The organism is Chryseobacterium sp. AG844, from assembly GCF_003182335.1.
Lineage (GTDB): Bacteria > Bacteroidota > Bacteroidia > Flavobacteriales > Weeksellaceae > Chryseobacterium > Chryseobacterium cupriresistens.
This window is the reverse complement of record NZ_QGTV01000012.1, coordinates 79,039-100,853: the sequence shown is the minus strand read 5'-3', so window position 1 is coordinate 100,853 and position 21,815 is coordinate 79,039. Positions and strand designations below refer to the sequence as shown.

Genomic DNA, 21,815 nt, shown 5'->3' with positions numbered 1-21,815 from the left:
TTCTACATGATATTTCGTACCGCAATTTTTACAGGATGATACAACAGCAGCCCAATTGCAGTAATAAGAGCCAGCCAGAACAGACCCGTGAAAATTTCCATATTGGAAAGAAGAATAGACTGAGCGGTTATTTTAGCTTTAAAAGCACCGGCTGTCATGGATAAAGAATCGTTAACCTGTAGTTTGGAAATATTGGCTCCAAAGATTTGATTCCACTGGTTATAGAAGACAGGATTCGTATCTGTGAGATTAGCGCTAAGACTGTCGGAATGTTTTAATGTTAAAAATAACATCAGATTTTGCATCAAAGCATAACCGATAGCGGTTGTCCAGAAACGGGTGGTGGTTCCCAGCGCGGTAGCATTGGATACATATTCTTCCGGTGTTCCTGAAATTAAAAAGAAAACAAGCGGCGTAAACAATAATCCTTGAGCAGCTCCCTGTAGAAATAAGGGCGGACAGATGGTAGAAAGGGTAGTGTCAGGATAAAAAGTATAGGTAAACCATGCACAGTCAATGGCCAGTAAAAGAAATCCTGTAAAGAAAACAAACCTTGAGGAAATTCCCCGAACCAGACAGATTCCTGACAACAAAATACCCAAAAGAGTTCCTGCCACATTCCAGTACTGGATGTTCACAATATAATCCCAGGGCCATTTCCATACGGTAGCCATGATGCTGTAGACATTATTCAACCCGGAACGGATCAGATAAAAAATGAAAAACAGGATCATTCCCGCAATGACATTTTTGGAACTGAAAACTTCGAAATGGAACAACGGTCTCTTGGAATTTCTTTGTTTCAACATAAATAAACCTCCGGAAAGAAGAAATATAAACAGACACATGATAATGGTATCAGACTCGAACCACATCAGTCTTTTACCATAAATAATGGCATAGCCGCCAGCCTGCAGGCATACCCAAAGAAGAAACCAGCTTGTAATATCCAATTGATACAAAGGTTTTTTAGGAAAAAAACGGTTTCTGTTGAACAGAGCAATACCGATGATCAGTACAAACACATGGAAGTAGACCATCATCAGAACCATATGTTGGAAATCATAATCTTCAATACTTGATTTTAACAGGGAAGTCGTAATAGTTCCTCCGGTCAGCATAATCGTATACATAAAAAGATATGCTAAGACTTTGGCGTGCTTTGTTTTTAATTCTGCAATAATTAAAGGCAGGAAAATAGCACCTTCCAGCAACCCGAAAATTCCTTCCAAAAACCGGATCACCAGTATAATATGATAATCATTGGTGACTGATAAAACATAAAGAATAATCACGGAAATGGAAGCCATCAGCAAAACATAGTATTTCACGCTGAAATAGGCCATAAACCTCTGTAATACTAAAAGGGTAACCACAAATGTCCCGTACATCAAAATCATTAAATACTGGATGTCATCTGAATCGACATCCATAAAAGAAGATGTGAAGGCGCTGTTCGAATGTAAAAGCGACAACAACATCAGGTGGGGAAACAATGCCAGTATAAGAAGTGGCAGTTTCAGCCATTGTGGTACCCATTTATGATAAACTGTATTATGTTGCATAATTTTTATGGTGGATAAAAAGCAAAAAATCGTTTTTCTGCTGTTTAATCTGAATGAAAAATGCGAAAAGACAAAGGGCAAAAGGGTGTAAAAGTAAAAGGTAAAACGGCCAATATGCTCGAAGAAAAAATTGGCAGATTTGCTATTTTGCGGTTTGCCTTTTCGCTAAAAAAATAATTTAATTTGAAAATTTGAAAATGAGAGAATTTGAAAATGGTAATAACACATGATATTTTTATACTCTATAACCCTAAAATGCTCCCACTTTCAAACTTAAATCTTCTTCGCGCTCACCAGAACATTCATTCCGGAAAGCAGCTTTTCATTGTTTTTGTTATTATCCAGAATAATTTTTACAGGAAATCTTTGTTCTATTTTCACAAAATTTCCGGTGGTATTATCCGGTTTTACCAAAGAAAACTGAGAACCTGATGCAGGAGAAACGGAAAGAATTTTCCCTTTAAACTCAACATCGGGATAAGCATCCGCAGTAATAATTACTTCCTTGCTCTGATCAATCTGTCCAAGTTGTGTTTCTTTGTAATTGGCAATGATCCATTTCTCTTTGCTGACAATCTGTACCAAGGCCTGGCCTTCTTTAATCAATTGCCCTTCCTGAATGGTCTTCTTTCCGACCCATCCGTCATAAGGAGCCATAATTACAGTATAAGAAAGATAAAGCTTCGCATTGTTAAGATTGGCAGAACTCTGCTGGATCTGGCTTTTTACGGGAGCCACTTTGGTTTGTTGTTCGTTCGCTCCGGCTTTTACTGCATTTTTCTGCTGTTCCAATGCTAAAAGATTGGCTTTTGATTGTTCATAAGAAGCTTTTACATTTTCAAATTCCTGTTCGGTAGCAGCATCTTCTGCCAAAAGGTTTTTATATCTTTTAAAATCCTGTTCCGTTCTCCAGATATCAATTTTTGCAGAGGCAATTTTAGCATCAATAATCTTTGTATCACTTTCTTTGGTGCTGACACCGCTTTCAATGGTACTGATGGTTGCCCTATTAGCGTGAAGATTCGCTTCAGCCATGTGTACCTGATTGACAAACTCTCTGTTGTCGATGACAATTAAAGTGTCGCCTTTATGTACAAACTGATTTTCGTTAAACCGTATCGTTTTGATGAAACCTGATACCTTACTGGATACAGGCGTGATATATTGCTCAATCTGTGCATCATTCGTTGTCACATTCTTTCTCGAAAAAAGATAAAAACTTATCATTCCCGTGATACCGCTAATGATCAGAATCCAGGCCAGTAAAGTAATGGACTTGTTGATTCTTTTTTCCTTTTGTGTCAATTGTTTCTGTGCCATAGTTTTTATAAGTTCCCAATCGTATATTGGAGTTGGTAGTATTTAAGTTGTCTGTTGATTTTAACGGAAATAAGATTAGATTCAGCTTCCAGATAAGCATTGTCTGCGTCTATCAGTTCAGTGATGAGACTTAGCTTATTGGCATATTTTGTTTTTACAATGCGGTAGTTTTTCTTAGCCTGATTAATCGCTTCTTCAGCAATTTTTACCTTCTGGTCTGTCTCTTCAAACTTTTTATAAGCCTCATAAACATTGTGTCTTACATTTTCCTCGTTTTCTTCAATCTGAAGTTTGGCAAGATCAATATTTTCCCGTGCTTCCTGCATTCTGTATTTATTTTTGTACAGATTTTCGATAGGATAGGTAAGATTTACCCCCACCATTCCCAAACGATACGCATAAGGTTCCGGGGGGAAAAACATCATGTTCGGATACTTTAGGAAATATTCTCCGCCAGCGGTAATTTTGGGTAAATAATTGGCTTTGGTAATCTTTTGATCCAGTTCCTTAAGAGAAAGATTCTTATGGGTGATTTCAACAGACTCATTTTTGTTTAAAGCTGTTTCTGTAAGCTCATCAACATAAGGAATAGCAGCATTGTCTGAAATAAGATCTTCTGTATTGACGTGCATTTCCTGATTTTCCGGAAGCGAAAGAATTGTTTTCAGTTTGTGCTCTGCAATCTGAATATCGTTATCCAGTTCCGTCCAGCTCATTTTATGGTTGGATAGCTGTAGTGAAGTTCTTAAGACTTCATTGACCGTTACAACACCATTAGCTTTCAATGCTTTTACCTGCCTGATGTTGACGGAATCTTCCTTCATTTTATCATTAATAAGGCTCTGCTGCTCTTTTAAATGATGGATCTGTAGAAAAGCCGTAATGATGGACATTTTAAGCTGTCTTTCGTCAAGATGGGTTTTTAAAGCAGAAATTTCAGTGTCAATAGCCGCTTTCCTTTCTGTATTTTTAATTTTTCCTCCCATGTACACCGGAATGGAAGCGGATAATGTAAAATCATACATTCCATTAATCACATCGTACTTGGTCGCTTTATTAAATACGCCATTCTGATGCTGGAACAGGTTGGTTACCTGATTATAGCTCGTATGAAATTCAATATCCGGGAGTTTCTCCATCTTGAGGTCTTTCTCTTTGGTCACGGACATTTCCTGTTTCAGATGACTGATCTGTATGTTTTTATTATTTTTCAAACCAATCTCTACAGCTTGCTGTAAGCCGAGATGCTGGTAATCGATCATCTGTGAATGTAAAAAACTGCTCAATAATAAGCACAACGCAATGCACATATACCGGCATGCGTTAAATATGATATTCATAAATTAATTAAAGGATTTTTGCTAAAATGATTTTGATGCAGCAAAGTTACGATGAGAAGCTACAGACCCTATTTGTGAAAACAGAAAAATATTTGCTCATTTACGCCAATTTAAAAATTCTTCTTACCTTTAGAGTATGAACGACAGCCATTTTAAAGCGGTAGAAGAAGATGATGCCGAATTTTACATCTATCATGTGCTCACAGGAAATGTTACCACAGAGATTCATTATCACAGTTCAGCACAATTAGTCTATGCAGAAGGCGGTATTGTGCATGCTTTTACGGATCAGAAACACTGGTATCTTCCTGCCAGATGCTTTATGTGGATTCCTGCCGGTACACCGCATTATATTTTTTCAACCAGCCCCAAAGTCGATTTGTATAACTTTTATTTTAAGAAAGAAGAAAATGAAAGTGGCTTTTTTGATGAAATCAATATTTACTCTGTCAATAATCTCCTTCGTGAGATGATTTTCTATACTAAAGACTGGGATGGAAAAATCACAAAAAATGATACCTCAAAATATTATTTTCTCAAAGCTCTTAAAGGAGTTTTACAGGAAAAGAAACATAAACATCTGGCATTTCCGATACAACACCCTTTTCCAAAAGATGAAACATTGCTGAAGATTGCAAGATATATTCATGCTAACCTTGAGAAACCCCTCACGATTGAATCTACGGCAAAAGAATTCGGAATGAGTACAAGAACCCTTTCCAGGAAATTTAAAGAGATTCTGGGCATGAATTACGTTCGCTTTCTGAGAGCGTTGCGAATTACCCGTTCCCTTGAACTAATGCTGGAAGGGAAATACAATATGTATGAGATTGCCATGATGGTAGGGTACAACAGCCTCTCGTCTTTCAGTAATATCTTCAAAAAGGTAATCGGAATGGCACCTACGGAGTATCAGCATAAATTGAGAGGGGATAAGTAGTGAGTTGGAGGGTTTGAGGGTTTGAGGGTTACGGGGTGCGTGTTACGAGGTAACGGGTTTTATAGTGCGGGATAAACTTTCTTGCCTGTTCTTACAGGTAAGGTTGCGAAAAGCTTATGTAACGAGTAATAGCAGTTAAGCTTTCCTACATTCCCCTTCTCTGAAGGGGTGGATTTTTGCAAAGCAAAAAGACGGGGTAGTTCAATAAAAAACCACCTCAATAAATTGAAGTGGTCTTGTATTGTGAGAAATTCTCAGTTGCTTATTAAGCTTCTTCAGTTTTAGCTTCTTCTTTTTTAGGAGCTGCTTCCACTGGAGCATCAGATACGATATCAAACTCGTAGTTGTATTCAACATTTCTGTGAAGTCTGATAAGAGCTGCGAATTTACCAGTTCTCTTGATCGTGTTACCAGGAATCTTGATGTATTTTTTCTCTACAGAAACACCAGCTTTTTCTAAAGCAGCAGATAAATCAGCATTGTTGATAGATCCGAATAATTTGTCACCAGCACCTACTTTTGCAGGGATCGTGATAGAAGTTTTCTTCAATTGCTCAACTACAGCGTTAGCAGCAGCGATTAATTTAGCTTCTTCTTCTTTTCTAGCTTCTAATGTAGCTTCTAAAGCAGCTTTGTTTTTAGGGGTAGCTAAAAGAGCAATTCCTTGAGGAATTAAGAAGTTTCTAGCATAACCTGGCTTTACATTTACTGTATCAAACTCAAGTCCTAAGTTTTCTACGTCTTTTTTTAGGATAATTTCCATTGTTGTTGTCCTTTTTTAGATTTTAGGTTGTATCTAAAATCAAGTTAGAATTAATGATGTATTCAGCAACAAAAGAAGAGGAAAAACCTCTTCTCTTATTTATTTTTGTCTTATTTCAATAAGTCAGCTACGTATGGTAGTAAAGCAAGGTGTCTTGCTCTTTTGATAGCAGCAGAAACTTTTCTTTGGTATTTTAAAGAAGTTCCGGTGTATCTTCTTGGTAAAATTTTACCTTGCTCGTTTACAAATTGTAATAAGAAATCAGCATCTTTGTAATCAACGTGCTTAATTCCGTATTTTTTGAATCTACAATATTTCTTTTCAGATTTTGTATTGATATCAAGCGGAGTAAGGAATTTTACTTCTGATTCTCCTCCTGCTGAGGCTTGTTTAGCCATTTCATCTATTGCCATGTCTTGTCTTTTTTAAAAAATAGGGTTAATAATTAAGCTTTAGCTGCTTTTACTTTAGCTCTTCTTGTTACAGCGTACTCTACAGCGTGCTTGTCAAGTTTTGTAGTAAGGTAACGGATTACTCTTTCGTCACGCTTAAATGCTAATTCTAAATCAGCAACTACAGTACCTTCTCCTTTAAATTCGATTAAAGTATAGAACCCATTCTTTTTCAATTGAATCGGGTAAGCTAATTTTTTTAATCCCCAGTTTTCTTTAGCAACGATTTCGCAGTTCTTTTCTTTGATTAGATCTACATACTTGTTCACTGCTTCCTCTACCTGTGCCTCAGATAGAACGGGAGTTAAAATGAAAACAGTTTCGTAATTGTTCATAATGTTAAAAAATTTGTTAATTATTTCGAGGTGCAAAAGTAGAAAATATATTTCTTATATGCAAGAGGATTGGAGAAATAGTTAGCGATTCCTTAGAATGTCTATTCATCTTTTTATGGATTTCTGGATTCAGTTTCATCATTGGATCTGATTTCCGTCAGAAAATTCACCTTCAAAACATCATACAAAGAATGTCTGCTTACTAATATGGAAGCAATAGAGGATACCATTCCGGCAAGCATAAGGTGGAATATCAATGAATGTCTGTCTGTCATTTCCAGCACAATAATCGCTGAAGTAAACGGGGCTCTTGTAATTCCGGTAAGGAAAGCAACCATTCCGCCCAGAATCACCACATTGGTTTCGTTGGGTGTTAAATGAATAATTCCTGAAATAACAGAACCTATACTTGCTCCCGCAGTAAGAGCCGGAGCAAAAATTCCGCCGGCACCTCCGGAAGTAAAGGAAAGGGCAGGCCCCAGCATTCTCAGAATGGGAACATACCAGTCTTCATGTTTATCTTTAGTAAAAAGGACACGCTCCATAATTTCTTTTCCTGATCCCAGAACTTCTCTGTTGATGAAATAGGCGATTGAAGCAATAATTAAAGCACAGATAATCAGGAAAACTACATTCGCCCTATCTGTCTTTAGTTTTTTCTTCTTCCAGCTATTGATTTTAAGCATGGTAACAGCTAGCTGGCTGGCCATAATACCGGCGGTACCTGCCACCAGCATGATCGGAAACATCACCATTAACGAAACGTCATTGGTTTTTGGATATCCTAAATATAAATAAGATCCCGCTAATGTTTGAGCGGTAAGACCTGCAATGATTACTGCTGTAAATAAGGCTGTTTTAAAGTAATTGATATGGGTTTTTGACAGCTCTTCCACAGCGAAAACAATTCCTCCCAACGGAGTATTGAATGCTGCTGCAAGTCCTGCTGCCGCTCCCGTCATAATCATGTTTTTTTTGGAAATCTTTGGCCACCATTCGGGAAGATATTCATTCACTTTTCTGAAAACAGAGCCGGCAATCTGGATGGTAGGTCCTTCACGTCCTACAGCGCCTCCTCCGATGACAAGAATAACGGAGGAAAGGATTTTGAAAAATATAATCTTAATACTTAAAAGATTCCGGATTTTCCTATGTTCTTTCGGATTGGCCAGTTCTACAGCCGCCATCACCTGAGGAATCCCGCTTCCTTTGGCATTGGGAGCAAATTCTTTCACCAGCCACCAGGAAAGTACAAATCCAACAGGTGCAATAATAAAGATCATCCATGCATGCCAGTCGAAAATAAAATTCATGAGATGTTCACCCCATGCAAATATCTGGGCGTACATGACAGCAAAAAAGCCTGTTATGACAGATCCTATCCAAAAGGGAATGGCCTGAAGCAGATTATGCTTCAGCTGTTCGTTCCGGATATTGTCGAAGGAATTTTTAAGAGATTTTTTGATGAGGGCGAAAATTTTCAGCATTTGTTAATTTAGAAGTGTAAAAGTACGTGATTTTTACAGATTTTATATTTCTTCCAGAAATTTTGAAACCATCTCAGCATTTTCAACGGTAAGTTCCTTGGGTAAACCGAAACTTATCATATTGTTTTTAACTACAAGTTTAAAATCTTCATCGGGAAATGATTTTATCACTTCTTTTCTCCTGTTGTCTAAAAATAACATGGTTTTGTATGGATCATTTCCGATCACATAAAAATCTTTAAAACCCTTATTATCTTTAAAATTAATGTTAAAATGACTGAAAATTCCAGCTACTTTATCCGCGAGGCTTTTTTTATTGACAGAAATGAATCCAAAATCGTTGTCCGTTTTTTTTAATCCCCAAATCTGCAGGGTATCAGGTTGGTTGTCCGCACGTGCTCCTCTGAAAGTGGTTCCACCTTTATTGACAATAAAAAGATAAAAAGAATAGGCTTTATTCTTATCTGTTACAAAATAGCAAATCTTAGGTATAAATAACGGAGACAGGTCATCTTGCTCCGATTTGAACTGGTTATAAGGAGAGTTTTCAATATCAATCACAGAAATATCATACATTGCAAAAAGCTTGTCATACACTTCAGAAATTAATTTCTCTTCTTCATTTGAAAAATCAAAAAGCTTGGTTATCATATCTTAATTTAAGTTGGATTGGAGTAAATTGTTTGTTTTAAAATTAATACTAATAACTTAAGCTTCCAAGAAAGTCATTATAATATGAAATGAATTGGGTTGAATTGCTGATATTTCATTAAAATTGAATTTTGTTTGAATTGTTTTCAAAATTAAAAATTGAATAGTGTCAGTTTTCAGTAAAATAAAGAAGGTTTAAATCAAATAAAAGAAATTCCAACTTTCGTCAGGACTTTATGTATTGAATGAATGTCAGTTTTAATTAATTTTTCCTGGCCATAAGATCTTCTATTTTCTTAATCATATCAGAACTGTTGTTGTTTTGAGGGTTTAGCTCAAGAGATTTTTTATAATTTTTTAGTGCCAAAGGATAGTTTTTGGCATTGAAATATCCTTCTCCCAGGCTATCGAAAGCATTTCCGGATTGTGGATGTTCCTTTGCATTGAGTTCAAAAACTTTAATTGCTTCTTCAATTCTTGAATTTCCCATTAAAATATAGCCGATATTATTCAATGTTCCATCAAAATCCCACTTTGGATTTTTCGTCTTAATGGCATAGTAGTTTTTTTCTGCGTTTGGATTGTTATTTTGGGCAAATCCGGCAATAATAGATTCTTCAGCAAGAGAATAAGCGTCCGTAAGATTCTTATCAATGATGGCTGCAACATGATTGACAATATAATACTGTGCCGGGAAAAAATTATATCCGTTTGACATCACAATAATAGCCATGTTGTTTTGTGGGAAAATCCTATAAGCACTGACGTTTCCACCGGAAAAACCATAAGACGGAATATCATTCGCTTTACTGATCTCCCATCCATAAGCAAAAACATCTTTTTTGTTGCCGTAATCAAAGGGTTTCCACATCATTTCTTTTGTCTTTGGATTCAATAAATCATTGTTGATGAGATGACTGCTCCATTGTAAAAAGGCAGGAAGGGTAATGGCTAATCCATTTCCGGAATGAGATCTTACACCGTTGTCAAATGGCGTTTTTTCGTATTGTTTTTTCTCGTTGTTGTAGTTGTATTTCTGAACCCTGTTGGGAATCTGCTCAAGGGAATTTGATGAGAAATAGACCTGATTTTTTGTATCAGAAAATTGATTATTAATGATAAAATTATCGAAAGACTGTCCTGTAATCTTTTCAATGATCATGGTGAGCAGCATGTAATTCGTTTGATTGTATCTGAATTCATTTCCTATTTTAAACTCCATTTTTTCTTTGGAAAGACGTTCAATCACTTTTGCATTAGAATCATCAACAGGAATATCTTCGAAAGCAATGAAATTTGGAATTCCGGAAGAATGGGTCAACAGGTTTTTCACTTTTACGTCCTGCCATTCTTTAGGGAAATTTTCAACATATTTGGAGACATTATCCTCTAAAGACAGCTTTCGCTGCTCAATCAGTTGGAAAATGCCGACATTGGCCGTTAATTTTGAAGTAGAATATATCCTGAACATTGAAGTTGGACTTACTTTTTTTAGATCTTCCAGATTTTCTGTTCCATAATATTGCTCAAAAATTACTTTGCCATCTTTTATAATTCCGAGAGCTAATCCCGGTATTTTATTGTTTTTCATGGCTTCTTTTACATAGCTGTCAATTATTTTAGACTGTTTGGTTTGCTGAGAAAAAGCGGTCGTAGAAAATTGTAATGCAAATACTGCTAAAAGGATATGTTTCATTTTGAGATAATTCAGGTTGTTGTTTTTATATAAGACAATTGAGCGATTTGCTCCATTACATCGTTTGTAAACTGTTTGTATAAAACGTTACAGCTTTTTCCAATAAAAAAACCTCCGAATAAATTCGAAGGTTTAATATTTAAAATCAACAAAATTACTCATTGCTGATTACTCATTACTTATATCTCTGTGTTCAGATCCCAGTTTTCAAGGTAGTCGTGAACGTGCTTCAGCATCATTCCTCCTAAAGATCCGTCTACCACTCTGTGGTCATAAGAGTGAGACATGAACATTAAGTTTCTGATAGCGATTACGTCACCATCAGCTGTTTCAAGAACTGCAGGCTTCTTAACGATTGCTCCGATGGCTAGAATAGCTACCTGAGGTTGTGGAATAATCGGAGTTCCCATAAGGTTTCCGAAACTTCCTACGTTAGAAATTGTATACGTAGCTCCCTGAGTGTCTTCTGGTCTCAATTTCTTGTTTCTTGCTCTGTACGCTAAATCGTTGATGGCTTTTGCAAGACCGGAAAGTGATAACTGATCTGCATTTTTTATCACAGGAACAATAAGGTTTCCGTCCGGAAGGGCAGTAGCCATACCAATGTTGATGTTTTTCTTCTTGATGATGTTTTCACCATTTACAGAAACGTTGATCATTGGGAAATCCTGGATTGCTTTCACTACAGCTTTTACGAAAATAGGCATAAACGTAAGTTTTTCACCTTCACGTTTTTCGAATACAGCTTTGTTTTTATTTCTCCATTTTACAACGTTGGTAACGTCTGTTTCAATGAAAGAAGTAACGTGTGGAGCAATTTGTTTTGCTTTCACCATGTTTTCAGCGATGATTTTTCTCATTCTGTCCATTGGAATGATCTCATCACCTGCACTTACCGGAATAGTAGCTGCCGGAGCTGATACTGCCGGTTGTGGAGCAGAAACTGTCTGTACCGGAGCGGCCTGCTGAGCTGGCTGGCTTCCTCTGTTGGCAACATAAGCTAATATATCTTCTTTGGTAATTCTTCCTTCCAAACCGCTTCCTTTGATAGATTTCAGTTCAGTTTCAGAAATTTTTTCCTGTTGTGCGATAGATTTTACAAGTGGAGACAGATAAAGATCTCCCGAGAATTCTACGTTTGAAACAGCTACTGTTTGCAATGGCTCTTCAATCGCTTTTAAAGTTTCAGCATCCGGAGCAGCCGCTGGAGTTTCAGTTTTTACTTCTTCTGAAGTTGTACCTTCTCCTTCAATTTCTAAAATAGCAATGGCTTCACCTACTTTTGCAACTTCATCTTTTTGCTTTAAAATTTTCACAATTTTCCCCGAAACTGGTGTCGGTACGTCTGAATCTACTTTATCTGTTGCAATTTCTACTACGGAGTCATCCTCCTTTACGTTATCACCTTCATTGAATAACCATGTGATAATTGTCGCTTCCATAACACCTTCTCCCATGGAAGGAAGCAATAATTTGTATTCTGCCATTTTTGATTTTTAGATTTTGACAAATATATAAAAAAAATCGGTTTTTTTAAGAAATATATAATCTTAGCTGAATTCGATATAAATATTTTCTCCCACATTCAGTCCAAAAAGGCTTTTAGCACCGTTTTTCTTGCTTCCTTTGTAGATAGTAAGCTCCAATAACTGACTATCATTGAAGATCGCTGCAGACTGTCCGTGGAATTCGGTCTCCCTTTTCCAGTCTGAAACAACTTCTGTATGGCTGGAAAATATTCTTGAAAGGCTTAAATTTCTGAATTTTATGGTAAAACTGTTGTAACCTTTACTGATATTCTCAAAAAAATCTTTATTGATATTTGATATTATATTTCCGAAATTATCAATATAGGTCACTTCACCAATAATCATTCCTTCCGATTCATTATAAACCGCCCGCGGGAACATCAGCTGTTTTGCTGTGCTGATTTTTCTTCCTATCACTTCAGGAAGTCCGCCATTGGCAAGATGCACTGCTGCAGGAACAAAAATGTCCGTAGAAGTAAAGTTGATAACGTCGTCAAAACGATTGTTCAGCGTAAGTTCGTAGATGGCTTCCGGTTTTATATCAAAAAATATAAGGCTCAAAAGGCCGTTGTCTGCCGCCAGGAAGTAAGATCCGTCTGCTTTATAGAGGATATTCTTTCTTGATTTGCTGTAAAAACTGTCTACAGAAAGAATGTGAATGCTTCCTTTGGGAAAATATTTATAAGCATTTCTTACAATATATGAAGTCTGTATAAGATTGAATGCCTGGATTTCGTGGGTGATATCAATAATATTAACCTCAGGGTTTAGAGACAGAATTTTGCCTTTCACAGCAGCAACTCTGTAATCTAAATTTCCGAAATCCGAAGTAAGGGTAATAATTGACATGAGCAATTTATAGAATAGTGTAGTATTGCAAAGTTATTTAAAATAAAAAGAAAGCCCGAAAGATTGTTGAAAAGAATTTGATATAAATTTGAAAAAAAGCTTTAATTTTAAAATCTAAAAATAAAAATACTGCATGTTTGAATTAACATATGATTTGGAAGATATCGATGCGAAAATCTTCTATGGAGTTAATAACCAATATTTCAACTTAATAAAATCAAGCTTTCCAACCATTAAAATTACAGGAAGAGATCATTTTATCTTTGCCATGGGAAATCAGGAAGCTTTAGACATACTGAAGCAAAAACTGGATGATATTGTCAGTTTTATCTCCAAAAACAATTCAATAGGACTGAAAGATGTTGAAAATATATTGAATATTAAAGACGAAAACGAGAAACAACTGGTATTCGACCAGGATATTATCGTAAAAGGAGTCAACGGCAAAGTAATTAAGGCAAAGACGACCAATCTTAAAAAGCTGGTAAAAGAAACAGAGAAAAAGGACATGGTTTTCGCCATTGGACCTGCAGGGACAGGAAAAACATATACCAGTGTTGCGTTGGCAGCGAGGGCTTTAAGAGATAAAGAAGTGAAAAGAATTATTCTTACCAGACCGGCTGTAGAAGCAGGAGAAAGTCTTGGATTCCTTCCTGGTGACCTTAAAGAAAAGCTGGATCCGTATTTACAACCTTTGTACGATGCACTTCGTGATATGATTCCCCATGAGAAACTGGAAGGTTTCATGGAGAAGAAAGTGATTGAAGTAGCACCATTGGCCTTCATGAGAGGGCGTACACTGGATGATGCTTTTGTGATTTTGGATGAAGCACAGAACACCACTCATGCTCAGATGAAAATGTTTCTTACCAGAATGGGAATGAATGCCAAGTTCATTATCACGGGAGATCCAAGTCAGATTGACCTTCCGAAAAACCAGCAGTCCGGACTGAAAGAGGCCATGAGAATTTTAAATGGAGTAAAAGAAATAGGATTTGTACACCTTACAGAAGAAGATGTGGTAAGACACCCGGTGGTAAGAAAGATTATCCTTGCCTATAACGACGAAGAGAAAAGACTAAGAAACGACTAGTAAAATGAGTAAAAGTTTCTGTTAACCTTTTATTAACCTTAAATTAGTTGGTTAAAATTTGTTAATTTGAAAAAAATAGTTAGTTTTGCACACCTTAAATGTAAAACTAACTAAACATGAAAAAACTTTTACTTGTTGCAGCAGTCGCTGCTATGGGAATTTGTGCCAACGCACAGGAATTTAGATTTGGTCCAAAAGCCGGTTTCGCAATGTCTACTATTAAACTAGACGATAAGCAAGATGATCTTGACGGAAGAAAAATGTCTCCTAAATATACTTTCTATATTGGTGGAATGGCTGAGTACAAATTCAATGATAACTTTGCAGTTCAGGGAGAAGTTTTGTATTCACCACTTGGAGCCAAGGAGAAAATTGATGGAGTAAATGCTGGAGGAATGTATTTTGGTGAATCAACTAAAGTAACTTTTGGAACTCTTTTGGTTCCTGTTTCTGCAAAATACTTTATTACAGAAGGATTCTCTGTAGCTGCAGGTCTTAACGTAGGAATTATCCTTACTGCTAAACAAAAGACTGTAATAGGTTCAGATTTCCTTGACGTAGAAATGGAAGGAGATACCGGTGATGTAGATATTAAAAAAGATATCAAGTCTTTAAATCTTGCCCCTTTCTTAGGGGTTGAATATATGCTGGAAAACGGACTTTTCTTTGATGCAAGATACAGCTTAGGAGTATCCAACCTATCCAATGACAACAGCGGAGGTACTGTAAAGAATAGTTTTGCTCAGGTAGGTGTAGGTTTCAAATTCGGAGGAAATTAATTCTGAAAAATTTACTTTTAAATGATATTAAAAGCAGGACAAATTTTGTCCTGCTTTTGTGTTATAAGGCAATTTTATTCTAATGATGAAAATAATTAGTATTTTTGCAGGGTAAAATTTAAACTTAAAAAAATGAAAAAACTATTATTACTAGGTGCTTTTGCACTTTTAGGAGGTGTTGCTCAGGCACAGGAAGGTTTCAAATTGGGTGGACATATTGGAGTGCCTGTATCTGATGCAAGTGATGTATCTTCATTTACATTAGGAGTGGATGCAGCTTATATGTGGAATATTGCCAAAGGTTTCGACCTTGGGGTAACAACAGGATATTCTCATTTCTTTGGAAAAGATAACTTTGATGATTTCGGATTTGTTCCTGTAGCTGTTTCAGGGAAATATAAGTTTAAAGGAGCTCCTGTTTTTGTAGGATTAGACCTTGGATATGGTATTTCTACAAAGGATGGGGTAGATGGAGGTTTCTATGCACAGCCTAAATTTGGATACCAGATGTCCAAAGGAGAGTTGTATATCGGATATCAGTCTATCAGTAACACACGTGATTATGGTTGGTACAAACATAATTGGAACGTAGGAGCTGTAAACTTAGGATTTAATTTCTTTTTGAAATAAGAAAAAGCAATTGCATATGAGAACTCCGGCCGAAGGCCGGAGTTTTTTGATTATATTATCTATAGACTGTGCAGATTTTTTATCAGAACTTTTGTTATAGGGGCTGTGACAACCAAGAAAAAGAAAAAATAATCTCAAATAATAAACGTTTGTTTAAATTTTAAGAGTTAATAGCTTTAAAATAAGAAGTTTAAGTTAATGTGCTTTAGCATTTCACCAGAATTTATGGGCTTTTGCTAAAAAATACAAAATTTAAAAAACTAAATATATTAAGCTCTTGTTGAAAAAAAGTGATTTTTTTATTCATAAAATTGTGAAAAACTTAATAACATCTCTTAACTAGGATTTATTTTTATAAAACCCTATATTTTAGTAATGATATTAATCACATTAACAAATTTTAATATTACTGGGGACCACTGTAAATTTGCCCTCAGAAAGTATTAAAATTTTTTACAATGAAAAAAATATTATTAGCGGGTGCTGTTGCACTTTTTGGTTTATCAAACGCTCAGATTGCTAAAGGAACTACATATTTATCAGGATCTGTTGGTTATTCTCAAGAAGAAACTAACAACGGTAACATTAAAAAAGAAAACTTCAACGTATTACCTACAGTTGGATATTTCGTAAACACTAACCTAGCAATCGGTCTAGGAGTTGGTTACCAAACTGAAAAGAACACTGTAACTACTACAGCAACTTTACCAAACACTACAATCGTAAACGACAAAGTAACTAAAACTCCAGCTTTTGTTGTTGCTCCATTCGTAAGAAAATACTGGACTTTATCTGACAAGTTATATTTCTTCGGACAATTAGCAGTGCCTATGCAGTTTGGAAAAACTGAAACTGAAGACAACACTGTAACTACTACTGGAAATACAGTTGTTACAAACTCTACTTCTACTGAAGCTAAATACACTAAAATCGGTGTTACTGTGAAGCCAGGTTTAGATTATTTCTTAAACAAAAACTGGTCTATCGAAGCTACTATCGGTGAGTTCGGTTATAGCAACTACAAGCCAAAAGATGGTGATGCTACAAACAACTACAACTTCGGATTGAATTTATCTTCTGTAACTTTCGGAGTTAAATATGTATTTGCAAAATAATAAACAAAGCATATAACAATAGAACCCTGAGATTTTCTCGGGGTTTTTTTGTATTTTTGGAAACATTTTTTTATATAATAACCATGAAGAAATTATTATTAGCAGGTGCTGTGGCACTTTTCGGGCTTTCTAATGCCCAAATGACTAAAGGAGACTGGGTGATCAGTGGGAACACCGGGATGGGTTTTAACAACACTACAACTACTGTAAAAGTAGGAGGGAACTCTGTTGACGGACCTAAAGTAAACTCATTTTCAATTACACCTTCTGTAGGGTATTTTGTTATTGATAAATTAGCAGTTGGTATCGACTTAGGGTATTTTAATACTACTACTAAATATCAAGGTGTTAAATCTACAAATTCTACGTTCTCTGTAATGCCTACAGCTACTTATTATTTTACCAATTCCAGCAAGCTTGTACCATTTTTAGGTGCAGGTATTGGATATGCATCCAATAAGACGAAATATTCTTTTTATAATAGCAATATCAATAATGAAGGCGTTGATCCTTTATTAATGCAGGATACAGAGAATACTACGGATGGTTTGGCGTGGGGAGTAAAAGGAGGGGTAACTTATATGGCGACTCAGTCTTTAGGAATCAATTTGGGTATTTCCTATGATCAGTTCTCAAACAAAGAAACTATTATGAATACTGATGTTAAAACGAATATCAAAACTTTCGGGGTTAACGTTGGTTTCTCTTATTTTATCAAAGGAAAGGCTCAGAAATCTGATAAATAATCAGCTTATTTAAAGATAAAAAAACAAAAAAATCCGACTCAAATTTTGAGTCGGATTTTTATATTTTAAATATGTTCTTTTGTTATTTTCCAAACATTCCACCCATTCCAGGCATATTCGGCATTTTGCTCATCATCTGCATCATTTGTTTTCCCTGAGGTCCCTGCATCATCTTCATCATTTTACCCATCTGATCAAACTGCTTCATCAATTGGTTCACATCTTCGATTTTTCTTCCTGCTCCTTTAGCAATTCTGGCTTTTCTCTGAGTATTGATGATAGAAGGTCTTCTTCTTTCTTCAGGCGTCATAGAATAGATGATGGCTTCAATGTGTTTGAATGCGTCATCACTTATTTCTACGTCTTTAATCGCTTTTCCAACCCCAGGAATCATTCCCATCAGATCCTTCATATTACCCATCTTCTTGATCTGGTTGATCTGTTTAAGGAAATCGTCAAAACCAAACTCGTTTTTAGCAATTTTTTTGTGAAGTTTTTTAGCTTCTTCCTCATCAAACTGCTCCTGAGCTCTTTCTACTAAGGAAACAACGTCTCCCATTCCCAGAATTCTGTCCGCCATTCTTTCCGGATAGAAAAGATCCAAAGCTTCCATTTTTTCTCCTGTAGAGATGAACTTAATTGGTTTCTCAACAACAGAACGGATCGTTAAAGCCGCTCCACCACGAGTGTCACCATCTAATTTTGTTAAAACAACTCCGTCAAAGTTCAAGGCATCGTTGAATGCTTTTGCTGTATTTACAGCATCCTGACCAGTCATTGAGTCAACTACGAAAAGAGTCTCCTGCGGTTTGATGAAATAATGTACGGATTTGATCTCGTTCATCATCTGCTCATCAATAGCTAGACGACCTGCTGTATCCACGATCACAACATCATGACCGTTTGATTTTGCGAAATTGATCGCGTTTTCAGCAATGGTAGATGGATTGGTAGCGCCTTCTTCAGTATAAACAGGAACTTTGATCTGTCCTCCCAATACTTTCAGCTGGTCAATCGCAGCAGGACGGTAAACGTCACATGCTACCAATAATGGTTTTTTATTTCTTTTTGTCTGTAAATAATTAGCAAGCTTTCCTGAGAAAGTGGTTTTACCAGATCCCTGAAGACCGGCAATAAGGATTACAGTAGGTTTTCCTGAAAGATTAATTCCTTCCTGAGAACCTCCCATCAGGTCTACCAGCTCATCATGAACAATTTTCGTCATCAGCTGTCCCGGAGTAAGGGAAGTAAGAACGTTTTCTCCTAATGCTTTATCCTGAACTCTCTTTGTAAGATCTTTCGCAACTTTATAGTTAACGTCGGCATCTACCAATGCTCTACGGATCTCTTTTACGGTTTCCGCCACATTGATTTCAGTAATTTTTCCTCTACCGGAAATATTGTGTAATGCCTTGTCTAATTTATCCTGTAAACTATTAAACATATTTATTGTAAATTATAGGTTTGCAAAAATAAGGAATTTTTAGGATATCCAAAGTGTTTGAACACGTAATATTATATATACACGTAATATTATTACAAATAAGAAAAATGATAAATATCAAATCATAGTATAATACGATAGAAAAAGTCTATTTTTGCGATCAATTAAAATATAGAATGAAAATTAATCCCAATATTCTTGTTGTCGTTTTATTCTTTCTGACCTTCCTGGTGCATTTTTCCCTTTGGAAATTTGTTTTTCACCTGGATGAGATAGTGGTCATTAAATTTTACCTTTTTCTAAGTGTCATGTTTATGATGATGATCACTCTTATTATCTTAATCAATAGAGTAGCACCGGAATTTTTGGGATTGTCTGTTATTGGTTTGATCCTTTTAAAATTCGGTTTAATGTACTTAATCAGAAAAAAACTGAACTTTGAAGTGATTCCCGGCTACAAATTCCATTTTATCATGCCTTATTTTGTCCTGACAGCACTGCTTACGTACTATGCAATCAAGCTGATTAATCATGATAAAAAACAGTAAAATTATTTATTGAAACTAGAAAAAATATCATATTTTTGCACAACGAAAAAAACCTATCAATGTTTAAGAAATTCGCAGTTTTATTCTACAGTATTTTTGTATTAAACTTAGTGTCTGCACAGCACGGAGAGGCTGCTGCTGGGGCAGCTCCTGCTCAAGAGCTTTCAGAGAAAGACAAAGTAAGCAAAGAAAACAAAGAGTTCATCGATCATCACTTATTGGATGCACATGATTTCACATTGATGGTTGATAAAGAAGGTCACCACATCGGTTTTCCTCTTCCTGTTATTATTTATGATAACGGTTTCCACTCTTTCATGAGTAACAAAGAAGGGTTCATGCACGGGGAGCCTACTGAAGTAGATGGTTCTTTTTATGTATTGCACCACGAGAAAATCTATAAGACTGATGCTGCTGGAACTTTAACACTTGGTGAAGACGGTCATCCTACGAATGTAAAGCCTTTAGATCTTTCTATTACAAAAAGTGTATTGATTATTTTATTAGTGTCAATCTTTATGTTTGTATTGTTTGTTGGAATGGCTAAATCTTATAAGAAGTCAGTAGTTCCTACAGGAGCAGCAAGATTCTTAGAGCCATTAATTATCTTTGTAAGAGACGAAGTTGCTATTCCTAATATCGGGCACAAGTATAAGAGATTCATGGGTTATTTATTAACAGTGTTCTTCTTTATTCTTTTCCTTAACGTTCTTGGATTAATGCCTTTTGGAATCAATGTTACAGGTAATATTACAATGACATTCTTCTTAGCTATCCTTACATATCTGATTACGACATTCTCAGCGAATAAAGATTACTGGAAACATATCTTCTGGATGCCAGGGGTGCCAGTTCCAATGAAACTGATCATGCTTCCAATCGAATTATTAGGAACAATCACTAAACCATTCGCTTTGATGATCCGACTTTTCGCCAACATGACTGCAGGACACATCGTAGTAATGAGTTTGATCGGGCTGATCTATGTATTTAAGAATTTTATCGCAGGTGTTGCATTCCCTTTCCTTACATTGGTGATTTATTTACTTGAAGTATTGGTAGCATTCCTACAGGCTTATATCTTTACAATGTTATCAGCACTGTTTATCGGAATGGCAGTAGAAGAGCACGAGCACGAACATCATGCAGCTCACTAATTGAAATTATAAATTAAAGTAAAACAAATTTTTTAAAATTATATATTATGGAAATCCCTAAAATTGTAGGTGCTGGTATCGTAGTACTAGGTGTAGGTATCGGTCTTGGTAAAATCGGAGCTGCTGCTCTTGAAGCTATCGCTAGACAACCTGAGCAATCTGGAAAAATCCAAACAGCTATGCTTATCGCAGCTGCACTTGTAGAAGGTGTTGCGTTTGCTGCTCTATTCGCAGTAAACTAATTAAATTCAAACCATTATCTGTGACGGTTGGTTACAGATAGTGGTTCTTTAAAAAAAGTAATAATTATTTATACATTTATATAATGGAATTAATTCATCAGTTTTCATCAGGACTATTTATTATCCAGTCTGTTATTTTTCTAGCACTATTATTTTTGTTAGGTAAATTCGCTTGGAAGCCTATTTTAAATTCTATCAATGACAGAGAAACATCTATTGTTGACGCTCTTAATCAAGCTAAATTAGCTAGAAAAGAAATGGAAACTTTAAAAGAGGATAACGAAAGAATCATTCGTGAAGCTAAAATTGAAAGAGATGCGATCCTTAAAGAAGCCAGAGAAATTAAAGACAGAATCGTAGGGGAAGCTAAAGATGCTGCTAAAGCTGAAGGAGACAAAATGATCGAAGCTGCTAAACAGACTATCAACGCTGAGAAAAATGCTGCAATGGCAGACATCAAAACTCAGATTGGTACTTTATCTGTAAACATTGCCGAGTCTATCTTGAAGCAAAAGCTAGATAACAGCGAAGCTCAAAACGAATTAGTTCAAAATTATTTAAACAAATCAAACCTTAACTAAGAATGCTTACATCTAAAGTAGCTAAAAGATACGCACAAGGTTTACTTGACTTCACCAACGAAGCTGGGCAAACGGCTACTGTATTTTCTGAAATGAAAGATGTAGTAAAGGTAATGGCTGGATCTAAAGATTTAAACAGATTTTTCCTTACTCCTTACATCGATTCTAAAAAGAAAATAGAAGTAGCAAACGAAATATTCAAAGGTTTATCTGTTTCTTCTCAAAACCTGATCAGATTGGTTATTAAACACGGACGTGAAAGCCAATTGAAAAATATTGCTCAGGAATTTATCAACAAAGTAGAAGACCTTAGTGGTGTACAAAGAGTAACGCTTACTACAGCAACTCCGCTTTCAAAAGAAAACCTTGACCAGATTTTAAGATCTACAAATCTTGTAAATGCTGATTCAAACTTTGATCTGAAAGTAAATGTGAAGCCTGAAATTCTTGGAGGATATATTCTGAGAGTAGGTGACCAGCAGGTAGATGCGTCTGTGAAGACAAAATTGAACCAAGTTAAAAAAGATTTCCAATTAAATTAAGAAAAACAACC

23 protein-coding genes are annotated in these 21,815 nt (G+C 35.9%); 11 read left to right on the top strand and 12 right to left on the bottom strand.

Going from position 1 to position 21,815, the window contains the following annotated elements:
- Positions 1–2: 2 nt before the first annotated feature.
- From DEU40_RS13370 to DEU40_RS13360, 3 genes are all read right to left on the bottom strand, one after another.
- Positions 3–1,565, bottom strand: a complete 1,563-nt coding sequence (locus DEU40_RS13370; RefSeq protein ID WP_146207852.1) for an MFS transporter — start codon at positions 1,563–1,565, stop codon at positions 3–5.
- A 273-nt stretch (positions 1,566–1,838) separates the two neighbouring features.
- On the bottom strand, positions 1,839–2,885 hold the full coding sequence (locus tag DEU40_RS13365) for an HlyD family secretion protein (protein WP_110010283.1): 1,047 nt from the start codon (positions 2,883–2,885) through the stop codon (positions 1,839–1,841).
- Between the two features lie 5 nt (positions 2,886–2,890).
- Entirely contained in the window at positions 2,891–4,147 is a 1,257-nt protein-coding gene (locus DEU40_RS13360) for a TolC family protein (protein ID WP_110010282.1), read from the bottom strand.
- Positions 4,148–4,361: 214 nt separating this feature from the next.
- Between DEU40_RS13360 and DEU40_RS13355 the strand changes: the two genes are divergently transcribed.
- Positions 4,362–5,165, top strand: a complete 804-nt coding sequence (locus tag DEU40_RS13355) for a helix-turn-helix domain-containing protein (protein WP_110010281.1) — start codon at positions 4,362–4,364, stop codon at positions 5,163–5,165.
- 265 nt (positions 5,166–5,430) lie between these two features.
- On the opposite strand, the gene rplI is transcribed toward DEU40_RS13355, so the two are convergent.
- The 8 genes from rplI to DEU40_RS13315 all read right to left on the bottom strand — a co-directional run bounded on the left by rplI (position 5,431) and on the right by DEU40_RS13315 (position 12,927).
- Entirely contained in the window at positions 5,431–5,928 is a 498-nt protein-coding gene (gene rplI, locus DEU40_RS13350) for a 50S ribosomal protein L9 (RefSeq protein ID WP_047429787.1), read from the bottom strand.
- A 110-nt stretch (positions 5,929–6,038) separates the two neighbouring features.
- Positions 6,039–6,341: a 30S ribosomal protein S18 gene (gene rpsR / locus DEU40_RS13345; protein ID WP_002979091.1), complete on the bottom strand. Its 303-nt coding sequence runs from the start codon at positions 6,339–6,341 to the stop codon at positions 6,039–6,041.
- 32 nt (positions 6,342–6,373) lie between these two features.
- A complete protein-coding gene (rpsF, locus tag DEU40_RS13340) occupies positions 6,374–6,715 on the bottom strand; it encodes a 30S ribosomal protein S6 (RefSeq protein WP_034695444.1) in 342 nt (113 codons plus the stop codon).
- A gap of 113 nt (positions 6,716–6,828) precedes the next feature.
- Complete coding sequence (locus DEU40_RS13335; protein ID WP_110010280.1) at positions 6,829–8,202, bottom strand: chloride channel protein; 1,374 nt, start codon at positions 8,200–8,202, stop codon at positions 6,829–6,831.
- 42 nt (positions 8,203–8,244) lie between these two features.
- Positions 8,245–8,853, bottom strand: a complete 609-nt coding sequence (locus tag DEU40_RS13330) for a hypothetical protein (protein WP_110010279.1) — start codon at positions 8,851–8,853, stop codon at positions 8,245–8,247.
- Between the two features lie 262 nt (positions 8,854–9,115).
- Entirely contained in the window at positions 9,116–10,549 is a 1,434-nt protein-coding gene (locus DEU40_RS13325) for a serine hydrolase domain-containing protein (RefSeq protein WP_110010278.1), read from the bottom strand.
- Positions 10,550–10,728: 179 nt separating this feature from the next.
- Positions 10,729–12,036 carry a dihydrolipoamide acetyltransferase family protein gene (locus DEU40_RS13320; protein ID WP_110010277.1) on the bottom strand — a complete coding sequence of 436 codons (1,308 nt, stop codon included), beginning with the start codon at positions 12,034–12,036 and terminating at the stop codon, positions 10,729–10,731.
- A gap of 63 nt (positions 12,037–12,099) precedes the next feature.
- Entirely contained in the window at positions 12,100–12,927 is an 828-nt protein-coding gene (locus DEU40_RS13315) for an S-adenosyl-l-methionine hydroxide adenosyltransferase family protein (RefSeq protein WP_062675025.1), read from the bottom strand.
- A 133-nt stretch (positions 12,928–13,060) separates the two neighbouring features.
- Here DEU40_RS13315 and DEU40_RS13310 point away from each other — a divergent pair, with 133 nt between their 5' ends.
- The 5 genes from DEU40_RS13310 (at position 13,061) to DEU40_RS13290 (ending at position 17,290) form a co-directional block, all read left to right on the top strand.
- The gene (locus DEU40_RS13310) at positions 13,061–14,020 is read left to right on the top strand and encodes a PhoH family protein (RefSeq protein WP_002979097.1); all 960 of its coding nucleotides are present in this window, start codon (positions 13,061–13,063) and stop codon (positions 14,018–14,020) included.
- Positions 14,021–14,136: 116 nt separating this feature from the next.
- A complete protein-coding gene (locus DEU40_RS13305) occupies positions 14,137–14,799 on the top strand; it encodes a porin family protein (RefSeq protein WP_110010276.1) in 663 nt (220 codons plus the stop codon).
- 132 nt (positions 14,800–14,931) lie between these two features.
- The gene (locus DEU40_RS13300) at positions 14,932–15,429 is read left to right on the top strand and encodes a hypothetical protein (RefSeq protein ID WP_110010275.1); all 498 of its coding nucleotides are present in this window, start codon (positions 14,932–14,934) and stop codon (positions 15,427–15,429) included.
- A 458-nt stretch (positions 15,430–15,887) separates the two neighbouring features.
- Positions 15,888–16,544 carry an outer membrane beta-barrel protein gene (locus DEU40_RS13295; RefSeq protein ID WP_110010274.1) on the top strand — a complete coding sequence of 219 codons (657 nt, stop codon included), beginning with the start codon at positions 15,888–15,890 and terminating at the stop codon, positions 16,542–16,544.
- Between the two features lie 83 nt (positions 16,545–16,627).
- Positions 16,628–17,290, top strand: a complete 663-nt coding sequence (locus DEU40_RS13290) for an OmpW family outer membrane protein (RefSeq protein WP_110010273.1) — start codon at positions 16,628–16,630, stop codon at positions 17,288–17,290.
- Between the two features lie 82 nt (positions 17,291–17,372).
- Here the strand turns inward: DEU40_RS13290 and ffh are convergent, their stop codons facing one another.
- Positions 17,373–18,734, bottom strand: coding sequence for a signal recognition particle protein (ffh, locus tag DEU40_RS13285; protein ID WP_110010272.1), 1,362 nt, complete (start codon positions 18,732–18,734; stop codon positions 17,373–17,375).
- A gap of 176 nt (positions 18,735–18,910) precedes the next feature.
- On the opposite strand from ffh, the gene DEU40_RS13280 reads away from it, so the two are divergent.
- The 5 genes from DEU40_RS13280 (at position 18,911) to atpH (ending at position 21,804) form a co-directional block, all read left to right on the top strand.
- The gene (locus tag DEU40_RS13280; protein ID WP_110010271.1) at positions 18,911–19,282 is read left to right on the top strand and encodes a hypothetical protein; all 372 of its coding nucleotides are present in this window, start codon (positions 18,911–18,913) and stop codon (positions 19,280–19,282) included.
- A 59-nt stretch (positions 19,283–19,341) separates the two neighbouring features.
- A complete protein-coding gene (gene atpB, locus DEU40_RS13275) occupies positions 19,342–20,439 on the top strand; it encodes a F0F1 ATP synthase subunit A (RefSeq protein ID WP_110010270.1) in 1,098 nt (365 codons plus the stop codon).
- A 47-nt stretch (positions 20,440–20,486) separates the two neighbouring features.
- The gene (gene atpE, locus DEU40_RS13270; protein ID WP_002979108.1) at positions 20,487–20,681 is read left to right on the top strand and encodes an ATP synthase F0 subunit C; all 195 of its coding nucleotides are present in this window, start codon (positions 20,487–20,489) and stop codon (positions 20,679–20,681) included.
- 83 nt (positions 20,682–20,764) lie between these two features.
- Complete coding sequence (locus tag DEU40_RS13265) at positions 20,765–21,262, top strand: F0F1 ATP synthase subunit B (RefSeq protein WP_047429825.1); 498 nt, start codon at positions 20,765–20,767, stop codon at positions 21,260–21,262.
- A 2-nt stretch (positions 21,263–21,264) separates the two neighbouring features.
- Positions 21,265–21,804, top strand: a complete 540-nt coding sequence (gene atpH, locus DEU40_RS13260; protein WP_110010269.1) for an ATP synthase F1 subunit delta — start codon at positions 21,265–21,267, stop codon at positions 21,802–21,804.
- Positions 21,805–21,815 lie beyond the last annotated feature (11 nt).

Coding starts and splice junctions, on each gene's coding strand:
- DEU40_RS13300 (WP_110010275.1), top strand. CDS start 14,932: ATGAAAAAACTATTATTACTAGGTGCTTTTGCACTTTTAGGAGGTGTT.
- ffh (WP_110010272.1), bottom strand. CDS start 18,734: ATGTTTAATAGTTTACAGGATAAATTAGACAAGGCATTACACAATATT.
- DEU40_RS13290 (WP_110010273.1), top strand. CDS start 16,628: ATGAAGAAATTATTATTAGCAGGTGCTGTGGCACTTTTCGGGCTTTCT.
- DEU40_RS13335 (WP_110010280.1), bottom strand. CDS start 8,202: ATGCTGAAAATTTTCGCCCTCATCAAAAAATCTCTTAAAAATTCCTTC.
- DEU40_RS13320 (WP_110010277.1), bottom strand. CDS start 12,036: ATGGCAGAATACAAATTATTGCTTCCTTCCATGGGAGAAGGTGTTATG.
- rpsF (WP_034695444.1), bottom strand. CDS start 6,715: ATGAACAATTACGAAACTGTTTTCATTTTAACTCCCGTTCTATCTGAG.
- DEU40_RS13370 (WP_146207852.1), bottom strand. CDS start 1,565: ATGCAACATAATACAGTTTATCATAAATGGGTACCACAATGGCTGAAA.
- DEU40_RS13280 (WP_110010271.1), top strand. CDS start 18,911: ATGAAAATTAATCCCAATATTCTTGTTGTCGTTTTATTCTTTCTGACC.
- atpB (WP_110010270.1), top strand. CDS start 19,342: ATGTTTAAGAAATTCGCAGTTTTATTCTACAGTATTTTTGTATTAAAC.
- DEU40_RS13315 (WP_062675025.1), bottom strand. CDS start 12,927: ATGTCAATTATTACCCTTACTTCGGATTTCGGAAATTTAGATTACAGA.
- DEU40_RS13365 (WP_110010283.1), bottom strand. CDS start 2,885: ATGGCACAGAAACAATTGACACAAAAGGAAAAAAGAATCAACAAGTCC.
- DEU40_RS13265 (WP_047429825.1), top strand. CDS start 20,765: ATGGAATTAATTCATCAGTTTTCATCAGGACTATTTATTATCCAGTCT.
- DEU40_RS13360 (WP_110010282.1), bottom strand. CDS start 4,147: ATGATCGATTACCAGCATCTCGGCTTACAGCAAGCTGTAGAGATTGGT.
- DEU40_RS13295 (WP_110010274.1), top strand. CDS start 15,888: ATGAAAAAAATATTATTAGCGGGTGCTGTTGCACTTTTTGGTTTATCA.
- DEU40_RS13355 (WP_110010281.1), top strand. CDS start 4,362: ATGAACGACAGCCATTTTAAAGCGGTAGAAGAAGATGATGCCGAATTT.
- rpsR (WP_002979091.1), bottom strand. CDS start 6,341: ATGGCAATAGATGAAATGGCTAAACAAGCCTCAGCAGGAGGAGAATCA.
- DEU40_RS13305 (WP_110010276.1), top strand. CDS start 14,137: ATGAAAAAACTTTTACTTGTTGCAGCAGTCGCTGCTATGGGAATTTGT.
- atpH (WP_110010269.1), top strand. CDS start 21,265: ATGCTTACATCTAAAGTAGCTAAAAGATACGCACAAGGTTTACTTGAC.
- DEU40_RS13330 (WP_110010279.1), bottom strand. CDS start 8,853: ATGATAACCAAGCTTTTTGATTTTTCAAATGAAGAAGAGAAATTAATT.
- atpE (WP_002979108.1), top strand. CDS start 20,487: ATGGAAATCCCTAAAATTGTAGGTGCTGGTATCGTAGTACTAGGTGTA.
- DEU40_RS13325 (WP_110010278.1), bottom strand. CDS start 10,549: ATGAAACATATCCTTTTAGCAGTATTTGCATTACAATTTTCTACGACC.
- DEU40_RS13310 (WP_002979097.1), top strand. CDS start 13,061: ATGTTTGAATTAACATATGATTTGGAAGATATCGATGCGAAAATCTTC.
- rplI (WP_047429787.1), bottom strand. CDS start 5,928: ATGGAAATTATCCTAAAAAAAGACGTAGAAAACTTAGGACTTGAGTTT.